This is a genomic window from Streptomyces sp. NPDC007983 (genome assembly GCF_042958345.1).
Lineage (GTDB): Bacteria > Actinomycetota > Actinomycetes > Streptomycetales > Streptomycetaceae > Streptomyces.
The window spans coordinates 530,259-553,519 of record NZ_JBIBJI010000002.1 but is presented as its reverse complement, the minus strand read 5'-3'; the positions used below and the strand labels follow the sequence as shown (position 1 = coordinate 553,519).

Genomic DNA, 23,261 nt, shown 5'->3' with positions numbered 1-23,261 from the left:
TTACGCGGAAACGGACGCCCTGTTCCGATTCGTTGTTAGCGTCGGTGGAAGTCGAGCGAGAGGTACCGAAATGTTTGCTTTGCAGTACTCCGAGCTGGGCCCACCGGAGGTGCTCACCGTCGGCGAGGCGGACGAGCCGCATGCCGGGCCCGGTGAGATCCGCATCGCCGTACGGGCCGCTGGGGTCACCCCGAGTGACTGGAAGCTGCGGGCGGGGGCGATCCCAGCCGGGTTCCTGCCCGACCTGCCGCTGCCGCATATCCCCGGGATGGACGCCGCGGGGGTCGTGGACGAGATCGGGGAGGGCGTCAGCGGGGTGGCGGTCGGGGACGCGGTGTTCGGGATCGTCGCCACCGAGCGGCTCGGGGGCGCGGCCGCCGAGTTCGCCGTGCTGACCGCCTGGGCCGCCAAGCCGGACGCGCTGAGCTGGGAGGAGGCGGGCGGGGCGGCGGGCAACGTGGAGACCGCGACCCGCGCGCTGAACCTGCTGGGCGTCACCGCGGGTACGACGCTGCTGGTCGAGGGCGCGGCCGGGGGCGTCGGCACGGCGGTGGTGCAGCTCGCGGCCGCGCGAGGGGCCACCGTGATCGGTACGGCCCGGGAGACGAACCACGCGTTCCTCGCCGGACTCGGGGCGACGCCCACCACGTACGGGCCCGGCCTCGGGGAACGGGTCGCGGCGCTGGCGCCCGGCGGGGTCGACGCGGTGCTGGACGCGGCGGGCTCGGGCTCGCTGCCGGATCTCGTCGCGATCGCGGGGGACGCGCGGCGGGTGGTGTCGGTGGCCGACATGGCCGCGCACGAGCACGGCGCGCATATGACCTGGGCCGGCAGCGGGGACGCGCCCGGCCACGACGGGCTCGCGGTGGCGGCGGCCCTGGCCGCCGAGGGCCGGTTCCGGGTGCCGCTGCACGGGGTGTTCCCGCTGACGGACGCGGCGAAGGCGCACGAGCTGAGCGCCACCGGCCGCACCCGGGGGAAGATCGTGCTCACGGTGCCGTAGACGCACGCGTGCGCCCCCGCCACACGGCGGGGGCGCATGTACAGAGGGTCAGCGCACCTCGGACAGCGTGGGCACCGAATCGCTGCCCGCGACGACGCGGGACTTCTCCGAGGAGCCGCGGTCCAGCAGGCCCGCGGTTACGGCTATCGCCAGGCCGACCACCGCGAGCGCCGCGCCGACCAGGGTCGGGGAGGTCCAGCCCCAGCCGGCCGAGATGGCGGCGCCGCCGGCCCAGGCCCCGCCCGCGTTGGCGAGGTTGAAGGCCGAGTGGTTGGAGGCGGAGGCGATGGTCGGGGCGTGCTTCGCCTTGTTCATGACGAGCATCTGCAGCGGGGTGGTGGTCATGAAGCCCACCGCGCCGAGCAGGACGACCGAGACGAGCGCCGCCCACTTGATGTGCACGGTGAAGTCGAACACCACCAGCATCACGGCCAGCGCGGCCAGCGACCCGTACAGCGTGGGCCGCAGCGCGCGGTCGGTGAGCGGCCCGGCGACCAGCGCGCCGAGGGTCATGCCGATGCCGAAGAGGGCGAGCACGATCGTGACGGAGGACTCGGCGAAGCCGGTGACCTCGGTCACCATCGAGGCCAGGTAGCTGTAGACGGCGAAGACGCCGGCGAAGCCGAAGACCGCGGTGAGCAGCCCGAGCAGCACCTGCCGGTTGCCGAGGGCGCGCAGCTCGTGCGCGAGGCCGCCGTGCTGGTTCTGCGGCACCTGCGGGACGAGCCGGGCGAGGGACGCCATGGCGACGACGCCGATGCCGGTGACGACCAGGAAGGTGGCGCGCCAGCCCAGGCCCTGGCCGAGCGCCGTGCCCACGGGGACGCCGACGATGTTGGCGATCGTCAGGCCCAGGAACATGGTGGCGACCGCGCGGGCCTGCTTCTCCTCGCTCACCAGCCGGGAGGCGACCACCGCGCCGACACCGAAGAACGCGCCGTGCGGCAGCCCGGCGAGCACCCGCCCGGCGAGCAGCAGCCCGAACGAGGGGGCGAGCGCGGAGGCGAGGTTGCCGACCGTGAAGAGCGCCATCAGCAGGACGAGCATGCGTTTGCGGGGGATGCGCGCACCGAGGGCGGTGAGCAACGGGGCGCCGATGACGACGCCGATGGCGTAGGCGGAGACGAGGTAGCCAGCGGTCGGCACCGAGGTGCCCAGATCGTCGGCGACGTTGGGCAGCAGGCCCATCATCACGAATTCTGTGGTGCCGATACCGAAGGCAGAGATCGCGAGAGCGAGCAGTGCCAGGGGCATGAGAGACCTTTCACAAGCGGTAAGGAAGGAGATCGTGCGATCGTGCGTATGTTCTCTACCGGAACAAAGTCTCTCACGCACTTATTTCCTGAGCACCATCCTCAAGGTGAACAGCGTGTTAGATCTTCGATTAGCAGGCTCAGAGCGTGACGGACGCCGCTACCGGAAGGTGGTCGCTGCCGGTCTGCTGCAGTGTCCAGGCCGAGACCGGGTTCACCCCGCGCACCATGATCTGGTCGATGCGGGCCATCGGAAACGAGGCGGGCCAGCTGAAGCCGAAGCCGTCGCCCGCGGCGCCCTGCGCGGAGCGCATCTGCGAGGTGACGGGGGCCAGCGAGCGGTCGTTCATCGTGCCGTTCAGATCGCCGAGCAGGATCACCTTGTCCAGCGGCTCGTCGCGGATGGCCTCGCCCAGCGCGTCGGCGCTCGCGTCGCGCTGCCCGGCGGTGAAGCCCGCGTTGAACTTCACGCGCACGGAGGGGAGATGGGCGACGTAGACGGCGACCTCGCCGCTCGGCGCGCTGACGGTGGTGCGCAGCGCCCGGGTCCAGCCCATCTTGATGTCGACCGGCTTGGTCCCGGACAGCGGGTACTTGCTCCACACCCCGACCGTGCCCTGCACGGCGTGGTAGCGGTAGGTGCCCGCGAGCGCCTTCGCGTACGTCGGTACGGCCTTGGTGGTCAGCTCCTCCAGCGCCACCACCTGCGCGCCCGAGGCGGCCACGTCCTTCGCGGTGGCCACCGGGTCGGAGTTGTCGGCGTTGACGTTGTGGGTGACGACGGTCAGGTCGCCGTCGCCGCCGGACTTGTCGGAGAACATCAGCCCGCCGAAGAGGTTCAGCCAGACGGCGACCGGCAGCACCAGCGCCACCAGGGCGCTCGCCGACCGCCGCACCAGGCCGAGCACCAGCAGCACCGGGACGAACACCCCGAGCCATGGCAGGAAGGTCTCCAGCAGGCTGCCGAGGTTGCCGACGCGGTTGGGGATGTCGGCGTGGAGGATCATGATCAGCGCGAGCAGGATCGCGAACGCCGCGAGCACCAGACCGCGCCGCCAGATTCCGCGGCTGTGCCGGAGCCGGTCGCGCAGGCGGTCGAATCGGGAGCCGGTCCACTGGGGTGCGCCCCCGGACTGTCCCGTCTCCTGCGTGTACGCCTGCACCATGCGCTGTCCGTCCCTCACTTGCCGCTGCCCGCCTACCGCTCAAGACCCTAGGCGATGACCAGGGCATTCCCGACGCCCCCACCGGGCGTCCCTGCCCGGTGGACGCCCGGGCGTCCACCGGGGGTTCCGCATCCCGCGACAACGGGGGCGGTTGTGACGCAACAGGCACAAAGCAACAGGCGCCACGGCGCCGGGACGCGCCGTCCGTCATACGCTCGCATACGCCGTCTCAGCCGCGCGCCGAGACCCCCTCCAGAACGGTGTCCACGATCCGTTCGGCCAGCCCCTCCGGCAGCTCCCGCCGCTCGTGCAGGATCGCGCGCGAGAGCATCGGCCCGGTGAACAGGTCGGCCAGCAGCTCGGGATCGGTGTCCGCCCGGATCTCACCGCCGGCGATGCCCCGCCGCAGCACCGACCGCAGCATCTCCCGGCGGACCTCGATGACGCTCTCCTCGTACGCCCGCCACAGCTCCCGGTGGGCCTGCGCCTGGGCCAGGACGCTGCGCATCAGGGCGGAGTCGCGCTTGGCCAGTCCGCGCCGCCGCAGGAACTCCAGCAGGGTGACGAGGTCGTCGCGGGCCGAGACCCCGGCCGGTTCGGGGCCCGGTTCCTCCAGTGACCGCAGGACGTCCAGCATCAGCGCGTTCTTGTTGGACCAGCGGCGGTAGACGGTGGCCTTGCCCACCCCCGCCGCGCGCGCGATCCCCTCGATGGACAGCGTGCCGACGCTCGAGCCCTCCTCCAGCAGCCGCAGCGCGGCCTCGATGATCGCGGCGTCGGTGGCGGCGCTGCGCGGCCGCCCGCGCGCCGGGACGGCGTGCGGTGCGGTCATCGGTCGGCCCCCGCCCCGGCCTTCTCGCGCGGCCGCCCGCTGCCGGGGCCGCCGCCGTCCGCGTCCTTGCCGGGCAGGAAGGCCGCCACGACCAGCGCGCCGAACAGGGCGACACCGGAGGAGCCGAGCGCGGTGAGGTGCATCGCGTGGATGAAGGAGTCATGGGCCGGGCCCAGCAGCACGTGCCCCGCGGGCCCCATGCGATCGGCGAGGGCGAGGGTGGCCTCGACGGACTCGCCCGCCGAGTGCCGTACGGAGTCGGGCAGCCCGGGGACGGCCGCGAGGGTGCCCTGGATGCCCTCGCGGTACGTGGCGGAGAGCACCGAGCCCAGGACGGCGACCCCGAGCGCGCCGCCGACCTGCCGGAAGGTGTTGTTCAGGGCCGAGCCGGAACCGGCCTTCTCGCGCGGCAGCGCCTGCATGATCGCGGTGGTGACCGGCGGCATGATGTGCGCCATCCCCGCGCCCTGGAAGAAGAACAGCGCCTCCAGCACCCACAGCGGCGAGTCGACGTCCAGCAGCAGGAACCCGGCCATGGTGGCGGCCACCAGCAGCATCCCGCCGGTACACACGGCGCGGGCCCCGAACCGCTCCACGACCAGCCGGGCGCGCGGCGCGAACAGCAGCTGGGCGACGGCCAGCGGCAGGAGCAGCAGCCCGGAGTCCAGGGCGCTGAAGCCGCGCACGCTCTGGATGTAGAAGACCATGAAGAACGTCACGCCCATGAGCGCGAAGAAGACCAGCGCGACGGCGGCGATGGCGGCCGAGAAGGCGGGATTGCGGAAGTAGTCGACATCGATCGCCGGATGGTCGCTGCGCTTCTCGTGCCAGACGAACAGGCCCAGCACGAGGAGTCCGGCGCCGATCGTGGCCAGCACCTGGGCGTCGGTGAAGTCGGCGAGCTGGCCGCCCTTGATGATCCCGTACACCAGCAGCACCAGGCCGATGACGGACAGCAGCACGCCCAGCGGGTCCAGCCGGCCGGGCGCGGGGTCCCTGGAGTCGGGGACGAGAAGGATCATGGCGATGATCCCGGCGGCCACGACGGGCACGTTGATGAAGAAGACCGAGCCCCACCAGAAGTGCTCCAGCAGCACACCGCCGGTGATCGGCCCGATGGCGATGGCGAGACCGACCGCGGCGACCCAGATGCCGATGGCCTTCGCCTGCTCCTCACGCTCGAAGACGTTCACCAGGATGGCCAGGGTGGCGGGCATCACGAAGGCCGCGCCCAGGCCCATCAGCGCCCGGAAGCCGATCAGCTCGCCGGGCGAACCGGAGAAGGCGGCCAGCACCGAGCCCATGCCGAACACGGTCATGCCGCCGAGCAGCACCTTCTTGCGGCCGATCCGGTCGCCGAGCAGCCCGGCGGTGAACAGCAGCCCCGCGAAGACCAGCGTGTAGGCGTTGATGGCCCACTCCAGCTGGCTCTGGGTGGCGCCGAGACCGGTGGGCTTGGGGGTGGCGATGGTCTTCATCGCCACGTTGAGTATCGAGTTGTCCAGGACGACGACCAGGACGCTGAACATGAGGACGACCAGGATCGCCCACCGTCTGCGGTGAATCGCCTCGGCGGAGGGGGCTGCTGCCATACGGCCCAGGCTAGAACCGTTTCGATACGGCCCCGTCTCGTACGGGAAAGACTTTGCGAGCCTTTGTCCATCGAATGCTCATCCGTGCGCGAATGTCCCCACTTTCGCAGCGTCGGGAGGCGTGCCAGCATGGGGGTGGTCCGGGGACGCCGTCAGGGCGCCTCGAGATGACGAACAGGAGCCGTCGTAATGACGCACGTCAGCCCTGCGCACAAGCAGTCACCGAAGGCGCTGTACGGGGGGACGAGTTCCCGCCGCGTCACCGTCCGTGACATCGCCGCCGCCAAGCAGCGCGGCGAGAAGTGGCCCATGCTCACCGCCTACGACGCGATGACCGCCTCCGTCTTCGACGAGGCGGGGATTCCCGTCATGCTGGTCGGCGACTCGATGGGCAACTGCCATCTCGGCTACGAGTCCACCGTGCCCGTCACGATGGACGAGATCGCCCTGCTGTCCGCCGCCGTCGTACGCGGCACCAAGCGTGCCCTCGTCGTCGGCGACCTGCCCTTCGGCTCGTACCAGGAGGGCCCGGTCCAGGCGCTGCGAAACGCCACCCGGCTGGTCAAGGAGGCCGGGGTGGGCGCGGTCAAGCTGGAGGGCGGCGAGCGTTCCGCCCACCAGATCGAACTGCTCGTCCAGTCCGGCATCCCGGTCATGGCGCACGTCGGCCTCACCCCGCAGTCCGTCAACGCGTACGGCGGCTACCCGGTGCAGGGGCGCGGCGAGGAGGCCGCGCAGCAGCTGCTGCGCGACGCGAAGGCCGTGCAGGACGCGGGCGCCTTCGGCGTCGTCCTGGAGCTGGTCCCGGCCGAGCTGGCCGCCGAGGTCACCCGCTCGCTGCACATCCCGACCATCGGCATCGGCGCGGGCGCGGAGTGCGACGCCCAGGTGCTGGTGTGGACGGACATGGCGGGCATGACCGGCGGCCGGGTGCCGCGCTTCGTCAAGCAGTACGCCACCATGCGGGAGGTACTGGGCGACGCGGCGCGCGCCTTCGCCGAGGACGTCGTCGGCGGGACGTACCCGGCCGAGGAGCACTCCTTCCACTAGCGGCCACGCTGGTGGTACAGAGCCATCGCGGTACATCGACAGCCCGCCGGCCGTCCCCCGTCGGCGGGCTGTCTGCCGCTTGTCGGTGATCTGTCGGCGCGGGGTGTCACTCTTACGACATGACGCGACAGGAACACAAGATCAGGGACGGCAACGCCGTCGAAGTACGGGGGCTGGTCAAGCACTTCGGCGACACCAAGGCGGTCGACGGGGTGGATCTGGACGTGCCGGAAGGCACCGTCCTCGGTGTCCTCGGCCCCAACGGAGCCGGGAAGACCACCCTCGTCCGCTGTCTGTCCACCCTGCTGGTGCCGGACGCCGGCACCGCCGTCGTGGCGGGGTACGACGTGGTGCGGCAGCCCCGGCAGCTGCGCCGCACGATCGGTCTGACCGGGCAGTACGCCTCGGTCGACGAGAAGCTTTCCGGCTGGGAGAACCTGTACATGATCGGGCGGCTGCTCGATCTGTCCCGCAAGGAGGCCCGGGCGCGCGCGGACGCCATGCTGGAGCGGTTCTCGCTGACGGACGCCGCGAAGCGGGCCGCGTCCACCTACTCCGGCGGCATGCGCCGCCGGCTGGACCTGGCCGCCTCCATGATCGGCCGGCCCGCGGTGCTCTATCTGGACGAGCCGACGACCGGTCTCGACCCGCGCACCCGCAACGAGGTGTGGGACGAGGTCAAGCGCATGGTCGCCGAGGGCTCCACGGTGCTGCTGACCACCCAGTACATGGAGGAGGCCGAGCAGCTGGCGCACGACCTCACGGTCATCGACCGAGGCAAGATCATCGCAGAGGGCCGGGTCAACGAGCTGAAGGCGAAGGTCGGCGGGCGCACCCTGCAGATACGCCCCTCCGACCCCGGTGAGCTGAACCGCATGGTCGGCGCCATCGCACAGGCCGGGCTCGACGGCGTCGGCGGCGCGACCGCGGACGTGGAGGAGGGCCTGGTCAACGTGCCGATCGTCAGCGACGAGCAACTGACCGCGGTGATCGGCCTGCTCGGCGAGCGCGGCTTCGCGATCGCCGGGATCGACACCCATCTGCCCAGCCTGGACGAGGTGTTCCTGGCCATCACCGGCCAGAAGACCTCGACGCCCGAGCCCAGCAAGAACGACACGTCCCTTGAGGAGGTTGCCGCGTGAGTACGGCAACGGTGACCGCTTCGGCGAAGGACCTGCCCGGCGAGGGACGGATCGGGCTGCGCGCCAATCTCCGGCACATCGGCGCGCTGGTGCGGCGTAACGCCCTGCAGATCAAGCAGGACCCGGAGTCGATGTTCGACGCGCTGCTGATGCCCATCGTCTTCTCGCTGCTGTTCACCTATGTCTTCGGTGGCGCGGTGTCGGGCGGTGACCGCAGCGAGTACGTCAACTACTTCATCCCCGGGATGATGGCGATGGGCGGGCTCAACATCGCCATGTCGGTCGGCACGGGCGTCAACGACGACTTCCGCAAGGGAGTGATGGACCGCTTCCGCACGATGCCGATCGCCCGCTCCTCGGTGCTGATCGCCAAGCTGATCGTGGAGACCGGACGGATGCTGGTGTCCACCCTCATCCTGCTGGCCATGGGCTTCATCATGGGCTTCGAGCTGAAGACCGGCCCGGCCGAACTGGCGGCCGCGGTCGCCCTGGCCCTGATCTTCGGGTCGTCGCTGACCTGGGTCTTCATGCTGCTGGGGCTGTCGCTGAAGACACCGCAGGCGGTGCAGGGCCTCGGCTTCCTGGTGATCATGCCGCTGCAGTTCGGCTCGTCGATCTTCGCACCGACCAACACCATGCCGGGCTGGCTGCAGTCCTTCACCAAGTACAACCCGCTCTCCCAGCTCGCCGACGCGGCGCGGTCGCTGACCAGCGGCCACGGCCCGCTCGCCCACCCGGTGACCGTCGCCCTGCTGTGGGCGCTGGCCATCACGGTGGTCATGGCGCCGCTGGCGGTGCGCAAGTTCCGTACGAAGACCTGAGCGGTGGTTCAGACGAGGGCGGCGGCCTCCTGCACGGTGAGGCCCCCGCCCTCCGCGTACGCCCGCTCGTAACTCCCGTCGTCCAGCCAGGCCCGTACCGCCGCCTCGCCCGCCGCCCGGTCCGCGCCCTCCTTGGCGGGGATCCGCTGGAGGCCGGGCCGCAGCGCGTCGTACGCGCCGAGCAGCCGTGCCGCGACCTCGGCCCGCTCCGTGCCGCCGAGAGCGGCCAGCGCCCGCGCGGCGGTCACCAGCTGGATCACCGGCACCTGCGGGGCGACCACACCGGTCATGAAGTCGCCGGTCTTCGCCAGCGCCCCGCGAATCCGGGTCAGCGCCTCCCCCGGCTGCCCCTCCATCAGGTCCAGCCAGGCCATCATCCCCTCGACCAGGCCCTGGAACACATCCAGCGCCCGGTTGCCGAACTCCTCGTGCAGCACCGCCAGATGCTCGCGGGCCTCGGCCAATCGGCCCGTGACGCCGCACCGGTGGGCCAGGTGCATCCGGACGTACGACGCGGCCTCGGCATCCGCCTGCGCCCGCTCCGCCAGCAGCTCGCGCAGGACCCGCTCGCCCTCCGCCGCCTCCGTCTCGTCCCCGTGCTCGACGTGCAGCCCCGCCAGCCGGGCCCTGAGCAGCGAGACGTGGGCATGCGCGTCCAGCTCCTCGACGTAAGCGATCGCCGCCCGGTAGTCGTCGGCCGCGGCCCGGCCGTCGCCGATCAGCTCCAGGGTCTCGCCGCGCCCGGACAGCGCCTCGGCCGTGCCCCAGGCGTCACCGAGGCTCTTGAAGATTTCCAGACTCTCGTCGGCGTCCCGGCGCGCCTGCTCCCCGAGATCGCCGCCGCCGCGCTGGGTCATCACCTTGGCCCGCGTCTGGAGGGTGAAGGCCAGCTCCCAGGTGTAGCCCAGCTTCCGGCTGGTGCGCACCGACGCGTCCACGACGTCCCGCATCAGGGCGATGTCGCCCGTCAGCAGCACCGCGAAGAACCACATGACGCCCGGGATCCGGCAGTTCTGCGGCAGTCCCGGACGGTAGGCCTCGACGATGCCCCGCATCTCGCGCTGGGACTCCTCGTCGTCCATGGCGCGCAGATTGCCTTCGAGGTTGGCCAGCGCCAGCAACCGCACCCCGCGCCGCGCCTCCTGAAGCAGCTCGGGCCCCATCGGCGGCGGTTCGGCCGTGCAGCTCGTGTAGAGCGGGGGCGCCGGGGTGACCGGCGGCTCGAACGGGTTGGGGCCCAGCCGCGCCACGGCCGTCGCCCAGTGGCGTGCGTCGCCGCGGTGGCCGCGCAGATTCCAGAACCAGCCGAGCGACAGCACCAGGCACAGCGCCTCCTGCTCGTCGCCCGCCGCGACGGCCCGGCGCAGCGCGGTGCGCAGGTTCTCGTGCTCGGCCTCCAGCCGGGGCAGCCAGACGCGCTGTTCGCGGCCGCGCAGCAACGGGTCGGCGGTACGGGCCAGCTCCCGGTACGCGACCAGATGCCGCCGTTCGACCACGGCCCGCTCCCCCGCCTCGTCCAGCCGCTCCGCCGCGTACTCGGCGACGGTCTCCAGCAGCCGGTACCGCATCTCGCCGTCCACCCCGGGCGCGGCGACCACCAGCGACTTGTCGACCAGGGACCCGAGCAGCGCGGCGATGTCCCGGGGGTCGACCGGGTCGCGGTCGCGCGGATCACCGCAGACCGCCTCGGCCGCCGGGAGGTCGCAGCCGCCCGCGAAGACGGAGAGGCGGGCGAGGACGGTGCGCTCGCGGTCGTCCAGCAGGTCCCAGGACCAGTCGACGACGGCGCGCAGCGTCTGCTGGCGGGGCAGCACGGTGCGGCTGCCGCTGGTCAGCAGGCGGAAGCGGTCGTCGAGGCGGTCGGCGATCTGCCGGGGGGTGAGCAGCCGCAGCCGGGCGGCGGCCAGTTCGACGGCCAGCGGCAGGCCGTCGAGGCGCCGGCAGATCTCGGCGCACGCCGCCGGATCGTCGTCGGTGCGGAAACCGGGGCGGGCCGCCGCGCCCCGCTCCTGGAACAGCCGGAGCGCCACCGGGTCCGGCAGCGGCTCCACCGGGCGCACCAACTCACCGGGGACGGCGAGCGGTTCGCGGCTGGTGGCCAGGACGGTGACGCCGGGGCAGCGGGCCAGCAGGGAGTCGGCGAGCCGCGCCGCGGCATCGACCAGGTGCTCGCAGTTGTCGAGCACGATCAGCATCCGGCGCGGTTCGCAGTGCTCCACGAGCCGCGCGAGCGGATCGTGGGCGGTCGGGTCGGCCGCGGCGCGCAGCCCCTCGGCGGCGCTGCCTCGGATGACGGTTTCGCGCGCGCCGAGCGCGGTGAGCACGGTCTCGGGCACGGTCTCCGGGTCGTCCACGGGGGCGAGTTCGGCCAGCCACACCCCGTCCGGCCAGGCGTCGGCGACCGACTCGGCGGCCTCCTGGGACAGCCGGGTCTTCCCCGCACCGCCGGGTCCGAGGAGGGTGACCAGCCGGTGCGCGTCCAGGTCGGTGCGCAGCGCGGCCAGATCGGCCTCCCGGCCGACGAAGCTGGTGAGCCGGGCCCGCAGATTGCCGCCGCGTGCGGGGCGCTCAGGCCGTCCCGCCCCGCGCGGCGGCTGCGGCGCGTGCGGGTGCCCCGGCCCGTACGGCTGCTGCTGCCCGTACGGCTGCTGCTGCCCGTACGGCGGCTGTGGCGGCCGAGCCGGCGCCGGGGCGGGCGGCGGGGCGGGGTCCAGCAGCTCGGCGTGCAGGGCGCGCAGCTCGGGGCCCGGGTCGGCGCCCAGCCGGTCGGCGATCTCCACCCGGATCGCCTCGTACGCGGCCAGCGCCTCCGCGGGGCGGCCGGTGTCCCGCAGGGCGCGGATGCGCAGCGCGTGCAGCGGCTCGTCCAGGGGGTGCGCGTCGCACAGCTCAACGAGCGTGGGGAGGGCCTGGGCGGCGTCGCCGAGGGCGAGCCCGGCGGCGATCCGGCCGCGCCGGGCGTCCAGCCGCTGGGCCTCGGCGCGGGCGGCCGCGGCCATCGCGTCGGGAAGGTCGGTGAGCGCCGGGCCGCGCCACAGGGCGAGCGCCTCGTCGTAAGCCGCGGCGGCCTTGGCCGGGTCGCCGTCGGCGAGGGCGCGGGCGCCCTCCTCCGCGAGCCGTTCGAAGCGGTGCAGATCGACGTCGTCGGGCTCGGCGCACAGCCGGTAGCCGCCGGGGCCGGAGGCGATCGCCGCCTTGCCGACGGCCCGCCGCAGCCGCGCGACGAGGGCCTGCAGCGCGCCGTTCTCATTGGCGGGCGGGTCGGTGTCCCAGACCTCGGCGATGAGCGCGCCGTTCGTCCGCAGCCGCCCCGGGGTCAGGGCGAGCGCGGTCAGCAGGGCGCGCAGCCGTGCGCCGCCGAGGTCGACGGGGGTGCCGTCGTCGTGGTGGGCCTGGGTGGTGCCGAGTATGGCGTAGCGCACGGCCCCATTGTTGTCGACGGTCACGGCTCCCGGTTCACCCGCTCCCGGACCTCGCCCGTCCGCTTACCCGCCGGGTGTCCGGTGGCCGAGGGTGACGATGTGGATGGCGGCATGGGTCCACTCTGCCCGGAACTCCCGGCACCCCGTCCAACGTTTTCCGGGCGTCGAGCGGGGCACCGTACGACGCACCATGACCGGTACCGGACGGAGAAACCTCGCGCATGACCACCGCCATCAGCCGCCGTGAGCGGCGGATCAGTCCCGTCTTCCTCGGTCTGGTCGCCATCATGGCCGTGTCCGGGTGGGCGGTGTGGACGGACTACTCCTCCAGCCCCGGCTTCGCGGTCTTCCTCTTCGTGGTCTCCGGCTGGGTCGTCTCGCTGTGTCTGCACGAGTACGCGCACGCCCGTACCGCGCTGCACGGCGGTGATCTGTCGATCGAGTCGAAGGGCTATCTGACCCTCAACCCGCTGAAGTACACGCATGTGGCCCTGAGCATCGTGCTGCCCGTCATCTTCGTGATCATGGGCGGGATCGGGCTGCCGGGCGGGGCGGTCTTCATCGAGCGGCACCGGATCCGGGGCCGCTGGCGGCACAGCCTGATCTCGGCCGCGGGACCGCTGACGAACGTGCTGTTCGCCGCCGCGCTCACCGCCCCGTTCTGGCTCGGCGGCGCCGGCCAGGTGCCGCTGGTCTTCCGCTTCGCGCTCGCGTTCCTGGCGCTGCTCCAGGTCACCGCCGCGATCCTGAACTTCCTGCCGGTGCCGGGTCTGGACGGCTACGGGGTGATCGAGCCGTGGCTGTCCCACCGCGTCCGGCGGCAGGTCGAGCCGTACGCTCCGTTCGGGCTGCTCGCGGTCTTCGGCATCCTGTGGATACCCGAGGTCAACCAGGTCTTCTTCGACGCGGTCGACGCGATCATGCGCGGGCTCGGGGTGACGCCGTTCGAGACCTACTTCGGCCAGGAGTTCTTCCGCTTCTGGCAGGGCGCGCCGCAGTTCCCCGGGATCAGCTCGTAGCGCCCGCGGCCTCGCGCTCGGCGGGTCAAGGCTCGGTTCGCCTCCGGGGCGCAAAAGCCCCTGTCGACGGTCGACCGTGCTCGACCCCTCGTTCCTCGGGGTCTCCGCGCGCTCTCCCTTTCGACAGCGGCGCGCCCCTTCAGCTCACTCGCCGGCGCGCTCGGCCTTGGCCCTGCGTACGTAGAACCAGGCCATGTTGGACGAGATCCCGGCGAGCAGGACCCAGACGACGCCGAGCAAGCTGCCCCGCGCGAACGAGACGACGGCCGCGGCGACGGTCAGGGCGCAGACGAGGAGGGCGTAGACGGCGAGGCGGGGCATGGGGGTGGCTCCTGTGGGGTCCTGTCGGGGGTGCGCTTCCGACATTGTCGCCCATGCCCCGCCGGGGCGTACGGGTCGCCCTGGAGTTCCGGCGCGGGCTCCGCTCAGACGTCCGTGACGCGCAGGCCCGCGTGGGCCTTGTAGCGGCGGTTGACCGAGATCAGGTTGGCCACCAGGGACTCGACCTGGTGGGCGTTGCGCAGCCGGCCCGCGAAGACGCCCCGCATGCCGGGGATGCGGGCGGCCAGCGCCTGCACCAGGTCGGTGTCCGCGCGGGACTCGCCCAGCACCATGACGTCCGTGTCGATCTCCGCGATCTCCGGGTCCTGGAGCAGGACGGCCGACAGATGGTGGAAGGCGGCGGTGACCCTGGAGTCCGGGAGCAGGGCCGCGGCCTGTTCGGCGGCGCTGCCCTCCTCCGGCTTCAGGGCGTACGCGCCCTTCTTGTCGAAGCCCAGCGGGTTGACGCAGTCGATGACGAGCTTGCCGCTCAGCTCCTCCCGCAGCGCCTCCAGCGTCTTGCCGTGGCCCTCCCACGGGACCGCGACGATCACGATGTCGCTGCGGCGCGAGCACTCGGCGTTGTCCGCGCCCTCGATGCCCAGCTCGGCGCCGCCCAGCTCCTCGGCCGCGGTCCGGGCGCGCTCTGCCGCGCGGGAGCCGATGATCACCTTCTGCCCGGCCCGGGCCAGCCGGTAGGCGAGGCCGCGGCCCTGGTCACCGGTGCCGCCGAGCACGCCGACGACCAGGCCGGAGACGTCCGGGAGGTCCCAGGGGTCCTTGGCGGGGGCCTTCTTGGCGGGGGCTTCGTTCGGGGCGGTCGTGCCGTCAGGAGTAGTCATGACAGCGATACTGTCACGCCCACGTCAGGCCTTCACGCTCCCCTCCGTCAGCCCCGTGCGCCAGTACCGCTGGAGGACGCCCATCAGCACCATCAGCGGCAGCACGGACAGGAAGGCTCCGCCGACCGTGTACTGGTACAGCTCCGGCTGCCGGTCCGCGTACCCCGTCCAGGAGGTCAGGCCGAGCTGGATCGGATAGAGGTCGGAGTCGGAGAGCATGACCAGCGGCAGGAAGAAGTTGTTCCAGATGTGCACGAACTGGAACAGGAAGACCGTGACCAGGGCCGGGGTCATCAGCCGCAGCCCCACCGCGGAGAAGATCCGCGCCTCGCCCGCCCCGTCGATCCGGGCCGCCTCCATCAGCGAGTCGGGGACGGCGGCCGCCGCGTAGATCCGGCAGAGGTAGACGCCGAAGGGGCTGACCACGCTGGGGATGAGGACGGCCCAGTAGGTGTTGGCCAGGCCGATGCGGCTGAAGAGGAGGTAGAGGGGGAGGGCGAGCGCGGTGCCGGGGATGAGGACCCCGGCCAGGATGACGTTGAAGATCCCCTCCCGCCCGGGGAAGCGGAACTTGGCGAGGGCGTACCCGGCGGCGGCCGACAGCAGGGTCGCGGCGAGGGCGCCGACGCCCGCGTACATCAGGCTGTTGGCGAACCACCGTGCGTAGATGCCGTCGTCGTACGTCAGTACCTGGCGCAGACGGCCGAGGGGATCCGGGTCGTGGAACCAGAAGCCGAAGGTGCCGAAGAGGTCGCTGCTGGACTTGGTCGAGGAGACGACGAGCCAGTAGACGGGCGTGAGGAAGTAGACGGCGGCGACGGCGAGCAGCGAGACGGTGATGACGCGATACCGCAACGCGGGCCGCCGCCCGCGCTCCGCGCGTCGGCGGTCCGGGCGGGCCGTGCCCGGCGCGGGGCCCTCGCCGGGCGCGGACACCGGGGGCCCGTCGCCCGCGCTCGCCGCCGACTCCGCGTTCGCCACCGCGCCGGCCCCGGGACGGGGCCGTGGCGCGGGCACGGACTCGGGGCGTCGCGGTGGGGGCGGCTCCGGGGGCCGGGACCCCCGTGGCTCGGGGCCGCCGGGCCCCGGCGCGTCACGCCCGCCCGGGCCGTTCCTGTGGCTCACCGGTCCTCCCCGTCCTTCCCGCGCTGCCCCACCAGCCGCAGGAAGCCGAAGGACAGCACGCAGGCCACGACCGCGAGCAGCACCGCCTCGGCCGCCGCGATGTGCTGGTTGTTGCTGGTGAACGCCTCGTTGTAGGCGGCCAGGTTGGGGGTGTAGCCGGAGTCGATCGAGTTGCTGAGCGGTTTGAGCACCTTGGGCTCGGCGAACAGCTGGAGGGTGCCGATGAGGCTGAAGACCGTGGTGAGGACGAGGGCGGGCCTGATCAGGGGGAGCTTGATGTGCAGGGCGATCTGCCCGGCACTCGCGCCGTCGATCTTCGCCGCCTCGTACAGCTCCCCCGGCACCGCCTTGAGCTGGGCGATCAGCACCAGCATGTTGTAGCCGGTGAACTGCCAGGTGACGATGTTGGCGATGGACCACAGCACCGTGGAGCGGCCCAGGAAGTCGACGTCCCAGCCCGCCGAGTGCGCCATTTCCACCAGCGGGCTGATCCCCGGTACGTAGAGGAAGCCCCACAGGATCGAGGCGATCACCCCGGGCACCCCGTACGGCAGGAAGAAGGCGGTGCGGAAGAAGCCGACCCAGCGCGCCGACGCCGCCTCCAGCAGCAGCGCCAGCGCGGTGGCGAAGGCGATCATCACCGGGATCTGGACCGCGCCGAAGAGCAGCACCCGCCCGAATCCGGCGGTGAAGTGGCCGTCCTGGAGGGCGTGGGCGTAGTTGGCGAGGCCCGCCCAGACATCCTTCGTCTCGCCGCCGAGGCCGAGCGGGCCGGTGCGCTCGACCTTCAGCAGGCTCTCGTAGAGCGCGAAGCCGATGGGGGCGATGAAGCAGAGGAGGAACAGCGCGAGGAACGGCAGCAGGAAACCGGCCGCCGCCCGCGCGCCGCGCGCCTCGGCCCGCGTCAGGTGCCACCCACGGCGCCGCGCCGGGCTCGTCATCCGGCCTCCGCCTTGAGGCCCTTTTCCTTGAGGTCGCTGATCGTGTCGCGCTGCACCTTCGTCAGCACGGACCGGAACGAGGACCCGTCGCCGATGGCCGCCGTGAAGGCGTCGCCGAGCCGCTGGTAGAGGGTGTCGGTGGCCGGGCCCCACTTCCAGCTGGTGTCCACGCCCTTGCTCGCGTCGTCGAACACCTTGCTGTACGCCTGCCCGCCGAAGAAGTCCTTGTGGACGTCGAGGTCGGAGGTGGCGTAGCCCTGCTTGGCGCCGGGGGTGCCGTAGCCGTTCTCGATCAGCAGCTTGATCGACTCGGGGTCGGTGTTGAGCCAGACCGCGAACGCCAGGGCGTCCTTGGGGTACTTGGACTTGGCGAAGACGGCGGTCGTGGAGCCGCCCCAGTTGGCGTACGCACCGTCCCCCCGCTTCCACTGCGGCATGGGCACGACCCGCCACTTCCCGGCGGTCTTGGGCGCGTTGCCGACCAGCAGCGCGTCGCCCCAGCTGGCGCCGAGCCAGGAGGCCATCGCGCCGGTCTGGACGTCCTTGTACCAGGCGTTCTGCCGGTCCGGGATGGTCTTGATCAGCTTCTGCTTGACCAGCGCGTCCCAGTAGTCGGCGACCTTACGGGTCGGTTCGTCGTCGATCGAGACGGTCCAGGTGTCGCCCTGGGCGCCGAACCAGCGCGCCCCCGCCTGCCAGGCGAGGCCCGCGAAGCGGTTGCCGTTGGTCGCCGAGAACGTCTCGATCCAGGCGCCCTTCTTCCGTATCGCCCTGGCCGCCGCCTCGTACTCGTCCCAGGTGGCGGGCGGCTCGACGCCCCACTTCTCGAACAGGTCCTGACGGATGAACAGCCCCATCGGCCCGGACGCCTGCGGTACGGCGTACACGCCCTTGCCGAACACCGACTGCTGCCACTGCCAGCCGACGAACTTGCCCTTGTACCGGTCGATCCCGTATCTGGTGAGGTCGAGCAGTCCGTTGTCGATCAGGAAGCTGGGCACCACCGGGTACTCGATCTGGCCGAGGTCCGGCGGGTTGCCCGCCTTGATCGCGGCGTGCATCTTCGCGTACTGGGCGCCCTCGACCGCCGACACCTTCTCGACCTTGACCTGGACCTCGGGGTTCTTGCTGTTCCACAGGTCCACGGGCTTGTCGATGCCCGGCACCCAGGACCAGAAGGACAGGGTGATCTTCTCGCCCTTCTTACGGCCCTTGGGCTCGTCGCCCCCGTCGTCGTCCCCGCCGCATCCGGCGAGGGCGAACCCGGCCGCCGCGGCGGCCGCGCCGCCGAGGACGGCACGCCGCCCGAATCCCGCGTTTTCTGACATGCTCATACCAGCTCCTCCACCGGAATGCGCCGGAATGTGATGGTCGAGTAGGCGCTGAAGTCGCCGGTCTCGTAGAGCAGTCCGACCGTGTCCCGATCGATCCTGACCAGGTCGGAGTAGGCGGCGGGCAGCCCGTCCACGGTGTGCGCCGGCTGCCAGGTGACCCCGCCGTCGCGGCTCGCCCGCACCGTCATCAGGGCCCGGAAGCCGGGCGCGGCGGGCCCGGAGTACAGCAGGACATCCGGGTCACCGAGGTGCAGTACACAGCCCTCGACCACCGGCGTCACCAGCCCGGCCTGCGGCCGGAAGGGGGTGGCCAGGGTCTCGCCGCCGTCGTACGAGTAGGCATCGGCGCGGGTGCCGGGCGCGGTCGCGTCGTTCCGGGTGTTGAAGTAGACCCGGCCGTCGGGGAGTTCGGCGGCGGTCGTCTCGTTGACGTTGATGTAGCCGTCCGGGTCGTCGTCCACGTACCCGATCCGCCAGGTCTCGCCGTCGTCGTCGCTCAGCAGGTCGTGCCCGCCGTTGTAGCGGCCCTCGGTGCCGATGTCGCCGGGGACCGTCGGGGGAAGGGAGTGGTTGGCCGGTACGACGATCCGGCCCGCGTGATCGCCGTGGCGTAACCGCAGCGCATGGCCCGGGGTCGTGGCGTACCAGCGCCACTCCGGGCGCTTCGTCCACTCGGTGATCTCGCGGGCCGCGCTCCAGCTCACGCCGTCGTCGTCGCTGTACGTCAGCCACACCCGCCGCCCGTCCTCCGCGGACACCTCACCGCGGCGGATCCGGTCCTCGGTCGCGGAGGCGGCGCTGCGGACGTGCACCAGGACGATCCGGCCCGCGTGCGGCCCGTCCTCCAGCACAACCGGCGCGGGGTTCCCCGCCGTTCCGTCCCCGTTGCGCGCGACGACCGCGGGCGCGCCCCAGGTCCGGCCCCCGTCGGCGGACCGCTTCAGCACCAGGTCGATGTCCCCGTGATCGGCGGACGACCCCACCCGCCCCTCGGCGAAGGCCAGCAGCGTCCCGGCGCGCGTCACCACCACCGCCGGAATCCGGTAGCTCGCGTACCCCCCGGCCCCGGCCCGGAACGGGACGGAGACCTCGTACGGGCATGCCATGCGAACCCTCCCGATGCGCCGTTGCAATCGATCGAGTGCTCAGCCAGAAAAATGGGACGTAGGACGTCCCTTGTGTCCGGCGACCATAGGGTTTGCCTCACAGAGCGTCAAGAGTCGGCACAATGAACAGTTGTCGCCGCGTGGTGCCCGTGCCCTCAAAGGGGTGACCGTCCCCCATTCCTCCGGCCCCCTCGCCCCACCCACGGCAGGATCCGGGCCATGGACGCCGTACGGGTCGCGCTGCTGCGCGAAGTGCTCGCCGGGACCGAGTGGCTGCAGTCCACCCGCCGCTTCGCGGGCTCCCTGCGGGCCTCGGTCGGCTCGCGCGAGGGCGGATTACTGCTCGTGGGCAGCGCGGAGTACGAACCCTGGCACCTGGCCGCGCACCTCGACGACGAGGCCGCCTGGTCCGGCCTCCCGGAGCTGTCCCCCACCCTCGTCCGCCACCACGTGCCGGTCGGCCGCGCGGTCCCGGCCCATCTGTCGGTCGGCCTGGGCCGGTTGGAGGCCGCCGGGCGCGGCGAGACCCTTCTCGTCGTCACCCCCGGCGACCCGGGCGCCGGCCTGCTGGAACGCGTCAACGACGCCCGCCGGGGCGGCGCGACCGTCCTCGCCCTCGACGGCGGCGACGCCGAACTGCACGCCCTGGCGCATGACGGGCTGTCCACCCCCGAGGGCGCCGACCTCGACCTCGATACGGTCCAGCACCTGGTCAGCGCGGCCGCCGGGGAGAACACCCTCCCGCCCCGCCCCGGCCGCCGCCGCATCCGCGACCGCCTGGCCCGCCTGGCCGACCAACTGACGTCCCCGCCCCCGCCGGGCTGGTGAGTCCGCTCCGCCGGCCCAGAGAGAGCCGGGCGGCCTTGCCGTCGAGGAGCGCCTCGCCCAGCGGGGACGCGGGCCAGTAGGGACCGCGAACGTCGAAGGCATCCACGTCGAGCTCCGGTACAGCACCTCGAGCCGCCGCGCCTGGGGCCGGATCACCGGGGCCGACCCGGGCGACCTGGTGTGGGTGGACCGGTCCAGCAACGGCGCTTCGAGCCGGTCCCGGGGGCCGGGCCGCGCCACGCCGCGGGGTCCCGGCCCCATCGGGCCGGGGCCTGGGGCCCGGGGTCAGGCGCGGTCGGCCGGGGGGTCGTCCTGCCAGCGGGGGTCGTTCTGCCACTGGGCGTTCCGCTCCTGCGCCGTCTCCAGCGCGCGCGCCGCCTCCGCCGGGGTGGCGTACGGGCCCAGGCGGTCCGCCGCGCGGCATTCGGGGCCCTCTTCGACCTTGTGATGCTTGACGCAGTAGTACCACTCGCCCGGCTTTCCGACGGGACCCTTCCTGAACAGCGCCATTCCGGCCTCCTCTTCCTCGCGGCCATGGTGCCCGATCCGGCGCCGATACACTCGCTGATATGTCTGGCCAGTCACTCCTTGTTCCGGGGAAGCTCTCCCCCGCCCGCCCCGTCCCCGCCTCGATTCCGCGGCCCGAGTACGTCGGGAAGGAGGGTCCCGCGCCGTATGAGGGGCCCGAGGTGCAGGATGCCGAAACGATCGAGCGGATGCGGATTGCGGGGCGGATCGCCGCGCGGGCGATGGAGGAGGCCGCGAAGCTGATCGAGCCGGGGGTGACGACGGACGAGCTGGACCGGGTCGCGCACGAGTACATGTGCGACCACGGCGCGTACCCGTCCACCCTCGGCTACCGCGGCTTCCCGAAGTCGCTGTGCTCCTCGGTCAACGAGGTCATCTGCCACGGCATCCCGGACACCACCGTCCTGCGCGACGGCGACATCGTGAACCTCGACGTCACCGCCTTCATCCACGGCGTGCACGGCGACAACAACGCCACCTACCTGTGCGGCGACGTGGACGAGGAGTCGCGGCTGCTGGTGGAGCGGACGCGGGAGTCGCTCAACCGCGCGATCAAGGCGGTCAAGCCGGGCCGGCGGATCAACATCATCGGCCGGGTCATCGAGTCGTACGCCAAGCGCTTCGGCTACGGCGTGGTCCGCGACTTCACCGGCCACGGCGTCAACACGTCGTTCCACTCCGGCCTGATCGTGCCGCACTACGACAGCCCGCACCACACGACCGAGATCAAGCCGGGCATGACGTTCACGATCGAGCCGATGCTGACGCTCGGGACGTACGAGTACGACATGTGGGAGGACGGCTGGACGGTCGTCACCAAGGACCGCAAGCGGACGGCTCAGTTCGAGCACACACTGGTGGTGACGGACACCGGGGCGGAGATCCTGACGCTCCCCTGAGCCGGGAGGTTTTGCCGACAGGGCGTCGGGAAAGGGTGGGGTTAGGTCGCCCTAACCTATCCCGGAGGCCGTCTTGGACGCCATGCCCACGCCCTTCTCCGCGCTCCTGCGCGCCGCCTCGCACGAGCAGCACACCGAGGTCGCCGGGTCGGACTTCATGGGCGATCTGCTCGGCGGGCGGCTGGGCATGGACGCGTACCGGCAGTACACGGAGCAGCTGTGGTTCGTGTACCGGGCCCTGGAGTCGGTCCCCGGCCGCCTCGCCGAGGACCCGGTCGCGGGTCCGTTCGTACGGCTCGACCTGGCCCGCACCCGGGAGCTGGAGCGCGACCTGACGTACCTCGGCGGCCCTCGCTGGCGCTCCGGCCTGGAGCCGCTGCCCGCCACGGAGCGGTACGCGGCCCGCGTGGAGACATGTGTGCGCGACTGGCCCGCCGGGCTGGTCGCCCACCACTACACCCGCTATCTCGGCGATCTGTCCGGCGGGCAGATCGTCCGCGGGATGGCCGAGAAGACGTGGGGCTTCGACCGCAAGGGCGACGGGGTGCGGTTCTACGTCTTCGAGTCGATCGGCAATCCGGCCGCCTTCAAGCGCGACTACCGCGCTCTGCTGGACGCGCTGCCGGTGGACGACCTGGAGAAGCAGCGCGTGGTCGACGAGTGCAAGCGCGCCTACGGGCTCAACAGCGCGATCCTCGGCGACCTGGGCCGCCGCTTCCCGCTCAGCGCCTGAAGGCCGTATAACGTCTCCATAACGCGATCCGGCCACTTGGCCGAAACTTTGCCATGTGCAAGCAGATCTTTGGAATTACTCAGGCGACACACAGGTAAGGCTCAGTTAAGTTAGGTCGGCCTTATTCGTCGGCCTCATCTTGTCCCCGAGCCCCGTCTGGAGCCCGCATGCGAGCCGCTCGCACCCCCGTCGTCGCCGCCATATCGGCGTTGACGACACTCACCGCCGTCGCCGGCTGCGCCGAGAAGTCCGACGCCAAGGGGTCGGACGCCGTCCAGGTCACGGCGTCGGACAGCGCGTGCGAGGTCTCCAAGACATCGTTCCCGGCCGGGCATGTGAAGCTCGCGGTGGAGAACAAGGGCTCCAAGGTCACCGAGGTCTACGTCTACGCCCCCGGCGACCGGATCGTCACCGAGCGGGAGAACATCGGGCCCGGCACCAAGGCCGTGGTCAACGCCGAGGTGAAGACCGGCTCGTACGAGATCGCCTGCAAGCCCGGGATGAAGGGCCACGGCATCCGGCAGAAGGTGTCCGCCACGGGCAAGGGCGCGGCGGCGAAGCGGGATCCGCGGCTGGACAAGGCGGTGGCCGCGTACCGGGCGTACACGCGGCGGCAGGCCGACGAGACGCTGCCGAAGGCCCAGGCGTTCGCCGACGCGGTCAAGAAGGACGATCTGGAGGCCGCCAAGAAGGCGTACGCGCCCTCCCGCGTCGGCTGGGAGCGCACCGAGCCGGTCGCGGAGTCGTTCGGCGACATCGACCCGAAGGTCGACGTGCGCGAGGACGGGCTGGAGAAGGGGCAGAAGTGGACCGGCTGGCACCGGCTGGAGAAGTCGCTGTGGCAGACGAAGAAGATCACCAAGGCCGACCATGACCTCGCCGACCAGCTGATCAAGGACCTCAAGGACTGGCAGAAGCGGGTCGGCACCGCCGAGATCACCCCCACCGGCATGGCCAACGGCGCCAAGGAACTGCTGGACGAGGTGCAGACCGGCAAGGTCACCGGCGAGGAGGAGCGCTACAGCCACACCGACCTGGTGGACTTCGAGGGCAACGTCGAGGGCGCCGAGACCTCGTACAAGCTGCTCAAGCCGGTGGCCGCGAAGAACGACCCGGCGCTGACCAGGGAGCTGGACAAGCAGTTCGCCGCGGTGCGGAAGCTGCTGGACGAGTACCGCGAGGGCGACGGCTTCGTCTCGTACGACACCGTCTCGGAGAGCAAGCGCAAGGAGCTGTCGGACGGGGTCAACGCCCTGGCCGAGCCGCTGTCCAAGCTCGCCGCCGCCGTCGTCTCGAAGTAGGAG

21 protein-coding genes are annotated in these 23,261 nt (G+C 71.8%); 9 read left to right on the top strand and 12 right to left on the bottom strand.

Annotated features, from left to right (window positions below):
* Window positions 1–70: 70 nt before the first annotated feature.
* Entirely contained in the window at window positions 71–1,003 is a 933-nt protein-coding gene (locus ACFZCY_RS06890) for a zinc-binding dehydrogenase (protein WP_391169974.1), read from the top strand.
* A gap of 48 nt (window positions 1,004–1,051) precedes the next feature.
* On the opposite strand, the gene ACFZCY_RS06885 is transcribed toward ACFZCY_RS06890, so the two are convergent.
* The 4 genes from ACFZCY_RS06885 to ACFZCY_RS06870 all read right to left on the bottom strand — a co-directional run bounded on the left by ACFZCY_RS06885 (window position 1,052) and on the right by ACFZCY_RS06870 (window position 5,846).
* Complete coding sequence (locus tag ACFZCY_RS06885; RefSeq protein ID WP_361474280.1) at window positions 1,052–2,257, bottom strand: MFS transporter; 1,206 nt, start codon at window positions 2,255–2,257, stop codon at window positions 1,052–1,054.
* Between the two features lie 139 nt (window positions 2,258–2,396).
* Window positions 2,397–3,422, bottom strand: a complete 1,026-nt coding sequence (locus ACFZCY_RS06880; protein WP_391169973.1) for an endonuclease/exonuclease/phosphatase family protein — start codon at window positions 3,420–3,422, stop codon at window positions 2,397–2,399.
* A gap of 229 nt (window positions 3,423–3,651) precedes the next feature.
* Entirely contained in the window at window positions 3,652–4,254 is a 603-nt protein-coding gene (locus ACFZCY_RS06875; RefSeq protein WP_391169972.1) for a TetR/AcrR family transcriptional regulator C-terminal ligand-binding domain-containing protein, read from the bottom strand.
* On the bottom strand, window positions 4,251–5,846 hold the full coding sequence (locus tag ACFZCY_RS06870; protein WP_391169971.1) for a DHA2 family efflux MFS transporter permease subunit: 1,596 nt from the start codon (window positions 5,844–5,846) through the stop codon (window positions 4,251–4,253). Before ACFZCY_RS06870 ends, ACFZCY_RS06875 begins: the two co-directional genes overlap by 4 nt.
* A 189-nt stretch (window positions 5,847–6,035) precedes the next feature.
* Between ACFZCY_RS06870 and panB the strand changes: the two genes are divergently transcribed.
* From panB to ACFZCY_RS06855, 3 genes are all read left to right on the top strand, one after another.
* Window positions 6,036–6,896 carry a 3-methyl-2-oxobutanoate hydroxymethyltransferase gene (gene panB / locus ACFZCY_RS06865; RefSeq protein WP_391169970.1) on the top strand — a complete coding sequence of 287 codons (861 nt, stop codon included), beginning with the start codon at window positions 6,036–6,038 and terminating at the stop codon, window positions 6,894–6,896.
* A gap of 119 nt (window positions 6,897–7,015) precedes the next feature.
* Complete coding sequence (locus tag ACFZCY_RS06860; protein WP_391169969.1) at window positions 7,016–8,038, top strand: ATP-binding cassette domain-containing protein; 1,023 nt, start codon at window positions 7,016–7,018, stop codon at window positions 8,036–8,038.
* A complete protein-coding gene (locus ACFZCY_RS06855; RefSeq protein ID WP_391169968.1) occupies window positions 8,035–8,859 on the top strand; it encodes an ABC transporter permease in 825 nt (274 codons plus the stop codon). The genes ACFZCY_RS06860 and ACFZCY_RS06855 overlap by 4 nt, the downstream gene beginning before the upstream one ends.
* An 8-nt stretch (window positions 8,860–8,867) precedes the next feature.
* Here the strand turns inward: ACFZCY_RS06855 and ACFZCY_RS06850 are convergent, their stop codons facing one another.
* On the bottom strand, window positions 8,868–12,281 hold the full coding sequence (locus tag ACFZCY_RS06850; RefSeq protein WP_391169967.1) for a BTAD domain-containing putative transcriptional regulator: 3,414 nt from the start codon (window positions 12,279–12,281) through the stop codon (window positions 8,868–8,870).
* 221 nt (window positions 12,282–12,502) lie between these two features.
* Between ACFZCY_RS06850 and ACFZCY_RS06845 the strand changes: the two genes are divergently transcribed.
* A complete protein-coding gene (locus ACFZCY_RS06845; protein ID WP_391169966.1) occupies window positions 12,503–13,300 on the top strand; it encodes a site-2 protease family protein in 798 nt (265 codons plus the stop codon).
* A 144-nt stretch (window positions 13,301–13,444) separates the two neighbouring features.
* Here ACFZCY_RS06845 and ACFZCY_RS06840 read toward each other — a convergent pair whose 3' ends face one another.
* From ACFZCY_RS06840 to ACFZCY_RS06815, 6 genes are all read right to left on the bottom strand, one after another.
* Entirely contained in the window at window positions 13,445–13,621 is a 177-nt protein-coding gene (locus ACFZCY_RS06840) for a hypothetical protein (protein WP_391169965.1), read from the bottom strand.
* A gap of 104 nt (window positions 13,622–13,725) precedes the next feature.
* Entirely contained in the window at window positions 13,726–14,463 is a 738-nt protein-coding gene (gene npdG / locus ACFZCY_RS06835; protein WP_391169964.1) for an NADPH-dependent F420 reductase, read from the bottom strand.
* Between the two features lie 24 nt (window positions 14,464–14,487).
* On the bottom strand, window positions 14,488–15,318 hold the full coding sequence (locus ACFZCY_RS06830; RefSeq protein ID WP_391170397.1) for an ABC transporter permease subunit: 831 nt from the start codon (window positions 15,316–15,318) through the stop codon (window positions 14,488–14,490).
* Between the two features lie 266 nt (window positions 15,319–15,584).
* Entirely contained in the window at window positions 15,585–16,529 is a 945-nt protein-coding gene (locus ACFZCY_RS06825; RefSeq protein WP_391169962.1) for an ABC transporter permease subunit, read from the bottom strand.
* On the bottom strand, window positions 16,526–17,863 hold the full coding sequence (locus ACFZCY_RS06820; RefSeq protein ID WP_391169961.1) for an extracellular solute-binding protein: 1,338 nt from the start codon (window positions 17,861–17,863) through the stop codon (window positions 16,526–16,528). The genes ACFZCY_RS06825 and ACFZCY_RS06820 overlap by 4 nt, the downstream gene beginning before the upstream one ends.
* Window positions 17,860–18,969 carry an exo-alpha-sialidase gene (locus ACFZCY_RS06815; protein ID WP_391169960.1) on the bottom strand — a complete coding sequence of 370 codons (1,110 nt, stop codon included), beginning with the start codon at window positions 18,967–18,969 and terminating at the stop codon, window positions 17,860–17,862. Before ACFZCY_RS06815 ends, ACFZCY_RS06820 begins: the two co-directional genes overlap by 4 nt.
* 219 nt (window positions 18,970–19,188) lie before the next feature.
* Here ACFZCY_RS06815 and ACFZCY_RS06810 point away from each other — a divergent pair, with 219 nt between their 5' ends.
* On the top strand, window positions 19,189–19,797 hold the full coding sequence (locus tag ACFZCY_RS06810) for a hypothetical protein (protein ID WP_391169959.1): 609 nt from the start codon (window positions 19,189–19,191) through the stop codon (window positions 19,795–19,797).
* Between the two features lie 285 nt (window positions 19,798–20,082).
* Here ACFZCY_RS06810 and ACFZCY_RS06805 read toward each other — a convergent pair whose 3' ends face one another.
* Window positions 20,083–20,307: a hypothetical protein gene (locus ACFZCY_RS06805; RefSeq protein ID WP_391169958.1), complete on the bottom strand. Its 225-nt coding sequence runs from the start codon at window positions 20,305–20,307 to the stop codon at window positions 20,083–20,085.
* A gap of 59 nt (window positions 20,308–20,366) precedes the next feature.
* On the opposite strand from ACFZCY_RS06805, the gene map reads away from it, so the two are divergent.
* From map to efeO, 3 genes are all read left to right on the top strand, one after another.
* Window positions 20,367–21,224 carry a type I methionyl aminopeptidase gene (gene map / locus ACFZCY_RS06800; protein ID WP_361474221.1) on the top strand — a complete coding sequence of 286 codons (858 nt, stop codon included), beginning with the start codon at window positions 20,367–20,369 and terminating at the stop codon, window positions 21,222–21,224.
* A gap of 82 nt (window positions 21,225–21,306) precedes the next feature.
* The gene (locus ACFZCY_RS06795) at window positions 21,307–21,957 is read left to right on the top strand and encodes a biliverdin-producing heme oxygenase (protein WP_391170395.1); all 651 of its coding nucleotides are present in this window, start codon (window positions 21,307–21,309) and stop codon (window positions 21,955–21,957) included.
* A gap of 167 nt (window positions 21,958–22,124) precedes the next feature.
* Window positions 22,125–23,258, top strand: a complete 1,134-nt coding sequence (gene efeO, locus ACFZCY_RS06790; RefSeq protein ID WP_391169957.1) for an iron uptake system protein EfeO — start codon at window positions 22,125–22,127, stop codon at window positions 23,256–23,258.
* The last annotated feature ends 3 nt before the right edge of the window (window positions 23,259–23,261 follow it).

Excerpts from the sequence above, each read along its gene's own strand:
- ACFZCY_RS06890 (WP_391169974.1), top strand. The coding sequence starts at position 71 with ATGTTTGCTTTGCAGTACTCCGAGCTGGGCCCACCGGAGGTGCTCACC.
- ACFZCY_RS06885 (WP_361474280.1), bottom strand. The coding sequence starts at position 2,257 with ATGCCCCTGGCACTGCTCGCTCTCGCGATCTCTGCCTTCGGTATCGGC.
- ACFZCY_RS06880 (WP_391169973.1), bottom strand. The coding sequence starts at position 3,422 with ATGGTGCAGGCGTACACGCAGGAGACGGGACAGTCCGGGGGCGCACCC.
- ACFZCY_RS06875 (WP_391169972.1), bottom strand. The coding sequence starts at position 4,254 with ATGACCGCACCGCACGCCGTCCCGGCGCGCGGGCGGCCGCGCAGCGCC.
- ACFZCY_RS06870 (WP_391169971.1), bottom strand. The coding sequence starts at position 5,846 with ATGGCAGCAGCCCCCTCCGCCGAGGCGATTCACCGCAGACGGTGGGCG.
- panB (WP_391169970.1), top strand. The coding sequence starts at position 6,036 with ATGACGCACGTCAGCCCTGCGCACAAGCAGTCACCGAAGGCGCTGTAC.
- ACFZCY_RS06860 (WP_391169969.1), top strand. The coding sequence starts at position 7,016 with ATGACGCGACAGGAACACAAGATCAGGGACGGCAACGCCGTCGAAGTA.
- ACFZCY_RS06845 (WP_391169966.1), top strand. The coding sequence starts at position 12,503 with ATGACCACCGCCATCAGCCGCCGTGAGCGGCGGATCAGTCCCGTCTTC.
- ACFZCY_RS06840 (WP_391169965.1), bottom strand. The coding sequence starts at position 13,621 with ATGCCCCGCCTCGCCGTCTACGCCCTCCTCGTCTGCGCCCTGACCGTC.
- npdG (WP_391169964.1), bottom strand. The coding sequence starts at position 14,463 with ATGACTACTCCTGACGGCACGACCGCCCCGAACGAAGCCCCCGCCAAG.
- ACFZCY_RS06825 (WP_391169962.1), bottom strand. The coding sequence starts at position 16,529 with ATGACGAGCCCGGCGCGGCGCCGTGGGTGGCACCTGACGCGGGCCGAG.
- ACFZCY_RS06820 (WP_391169961.1), bottom strand. The coding sequence starts at position 17,863 with ATGAGCATGTCAGAAAACGCGGGATTCGGGCGGCGTGCCGTCCTCGGC.
- ACFZCY_RS06815 (WP_391169960.1), bottom strand. The coding sequence starts at position 18,969 with ATGGCATGCCCGTACGAGGTCTCCGTCCCGTTCCGGGCCGGGGCCGGG.
- ACFZCY_RS06810 (WP_391169959.1), top strand. The coding sequence starts at position 19,189 with ATGGACGCCGTACGGGTCGCGCTGCTGCGCGAAGTGCTCGCCGGGACC.
- ACFZCY_RS06805 (WP_391169958.1), bottom strand. The coding sequence starts at position 20,307 with ATGGCGCTGTTCAGGAAGGGTCCCGTCGGAAAGCCGGGCGAGTGGTAC.
- map (WP_361474221.1), top strand. The coding sequence starts at position 20,367 with ATGTCTGGCCAGTCACTCCTTGTTCCGGGGAAGCTCTCCCCCGCCCGC.
- ACFZCY_RS06795 (WP_391170395.1), top strand. The coding sequence starts at position 21,307 with ATGCCCACGCCCTTCTCCGCGCTCCTGCGCGCCGCCTCGCACGAGCAG.
- efeO (WP_391169957.1), top strand. The coding sequence starts at position 22,125 with ATGCGAGCCGCTCGCACCCCCGTCGTCGCCGCCATATCGGCGTTGACG.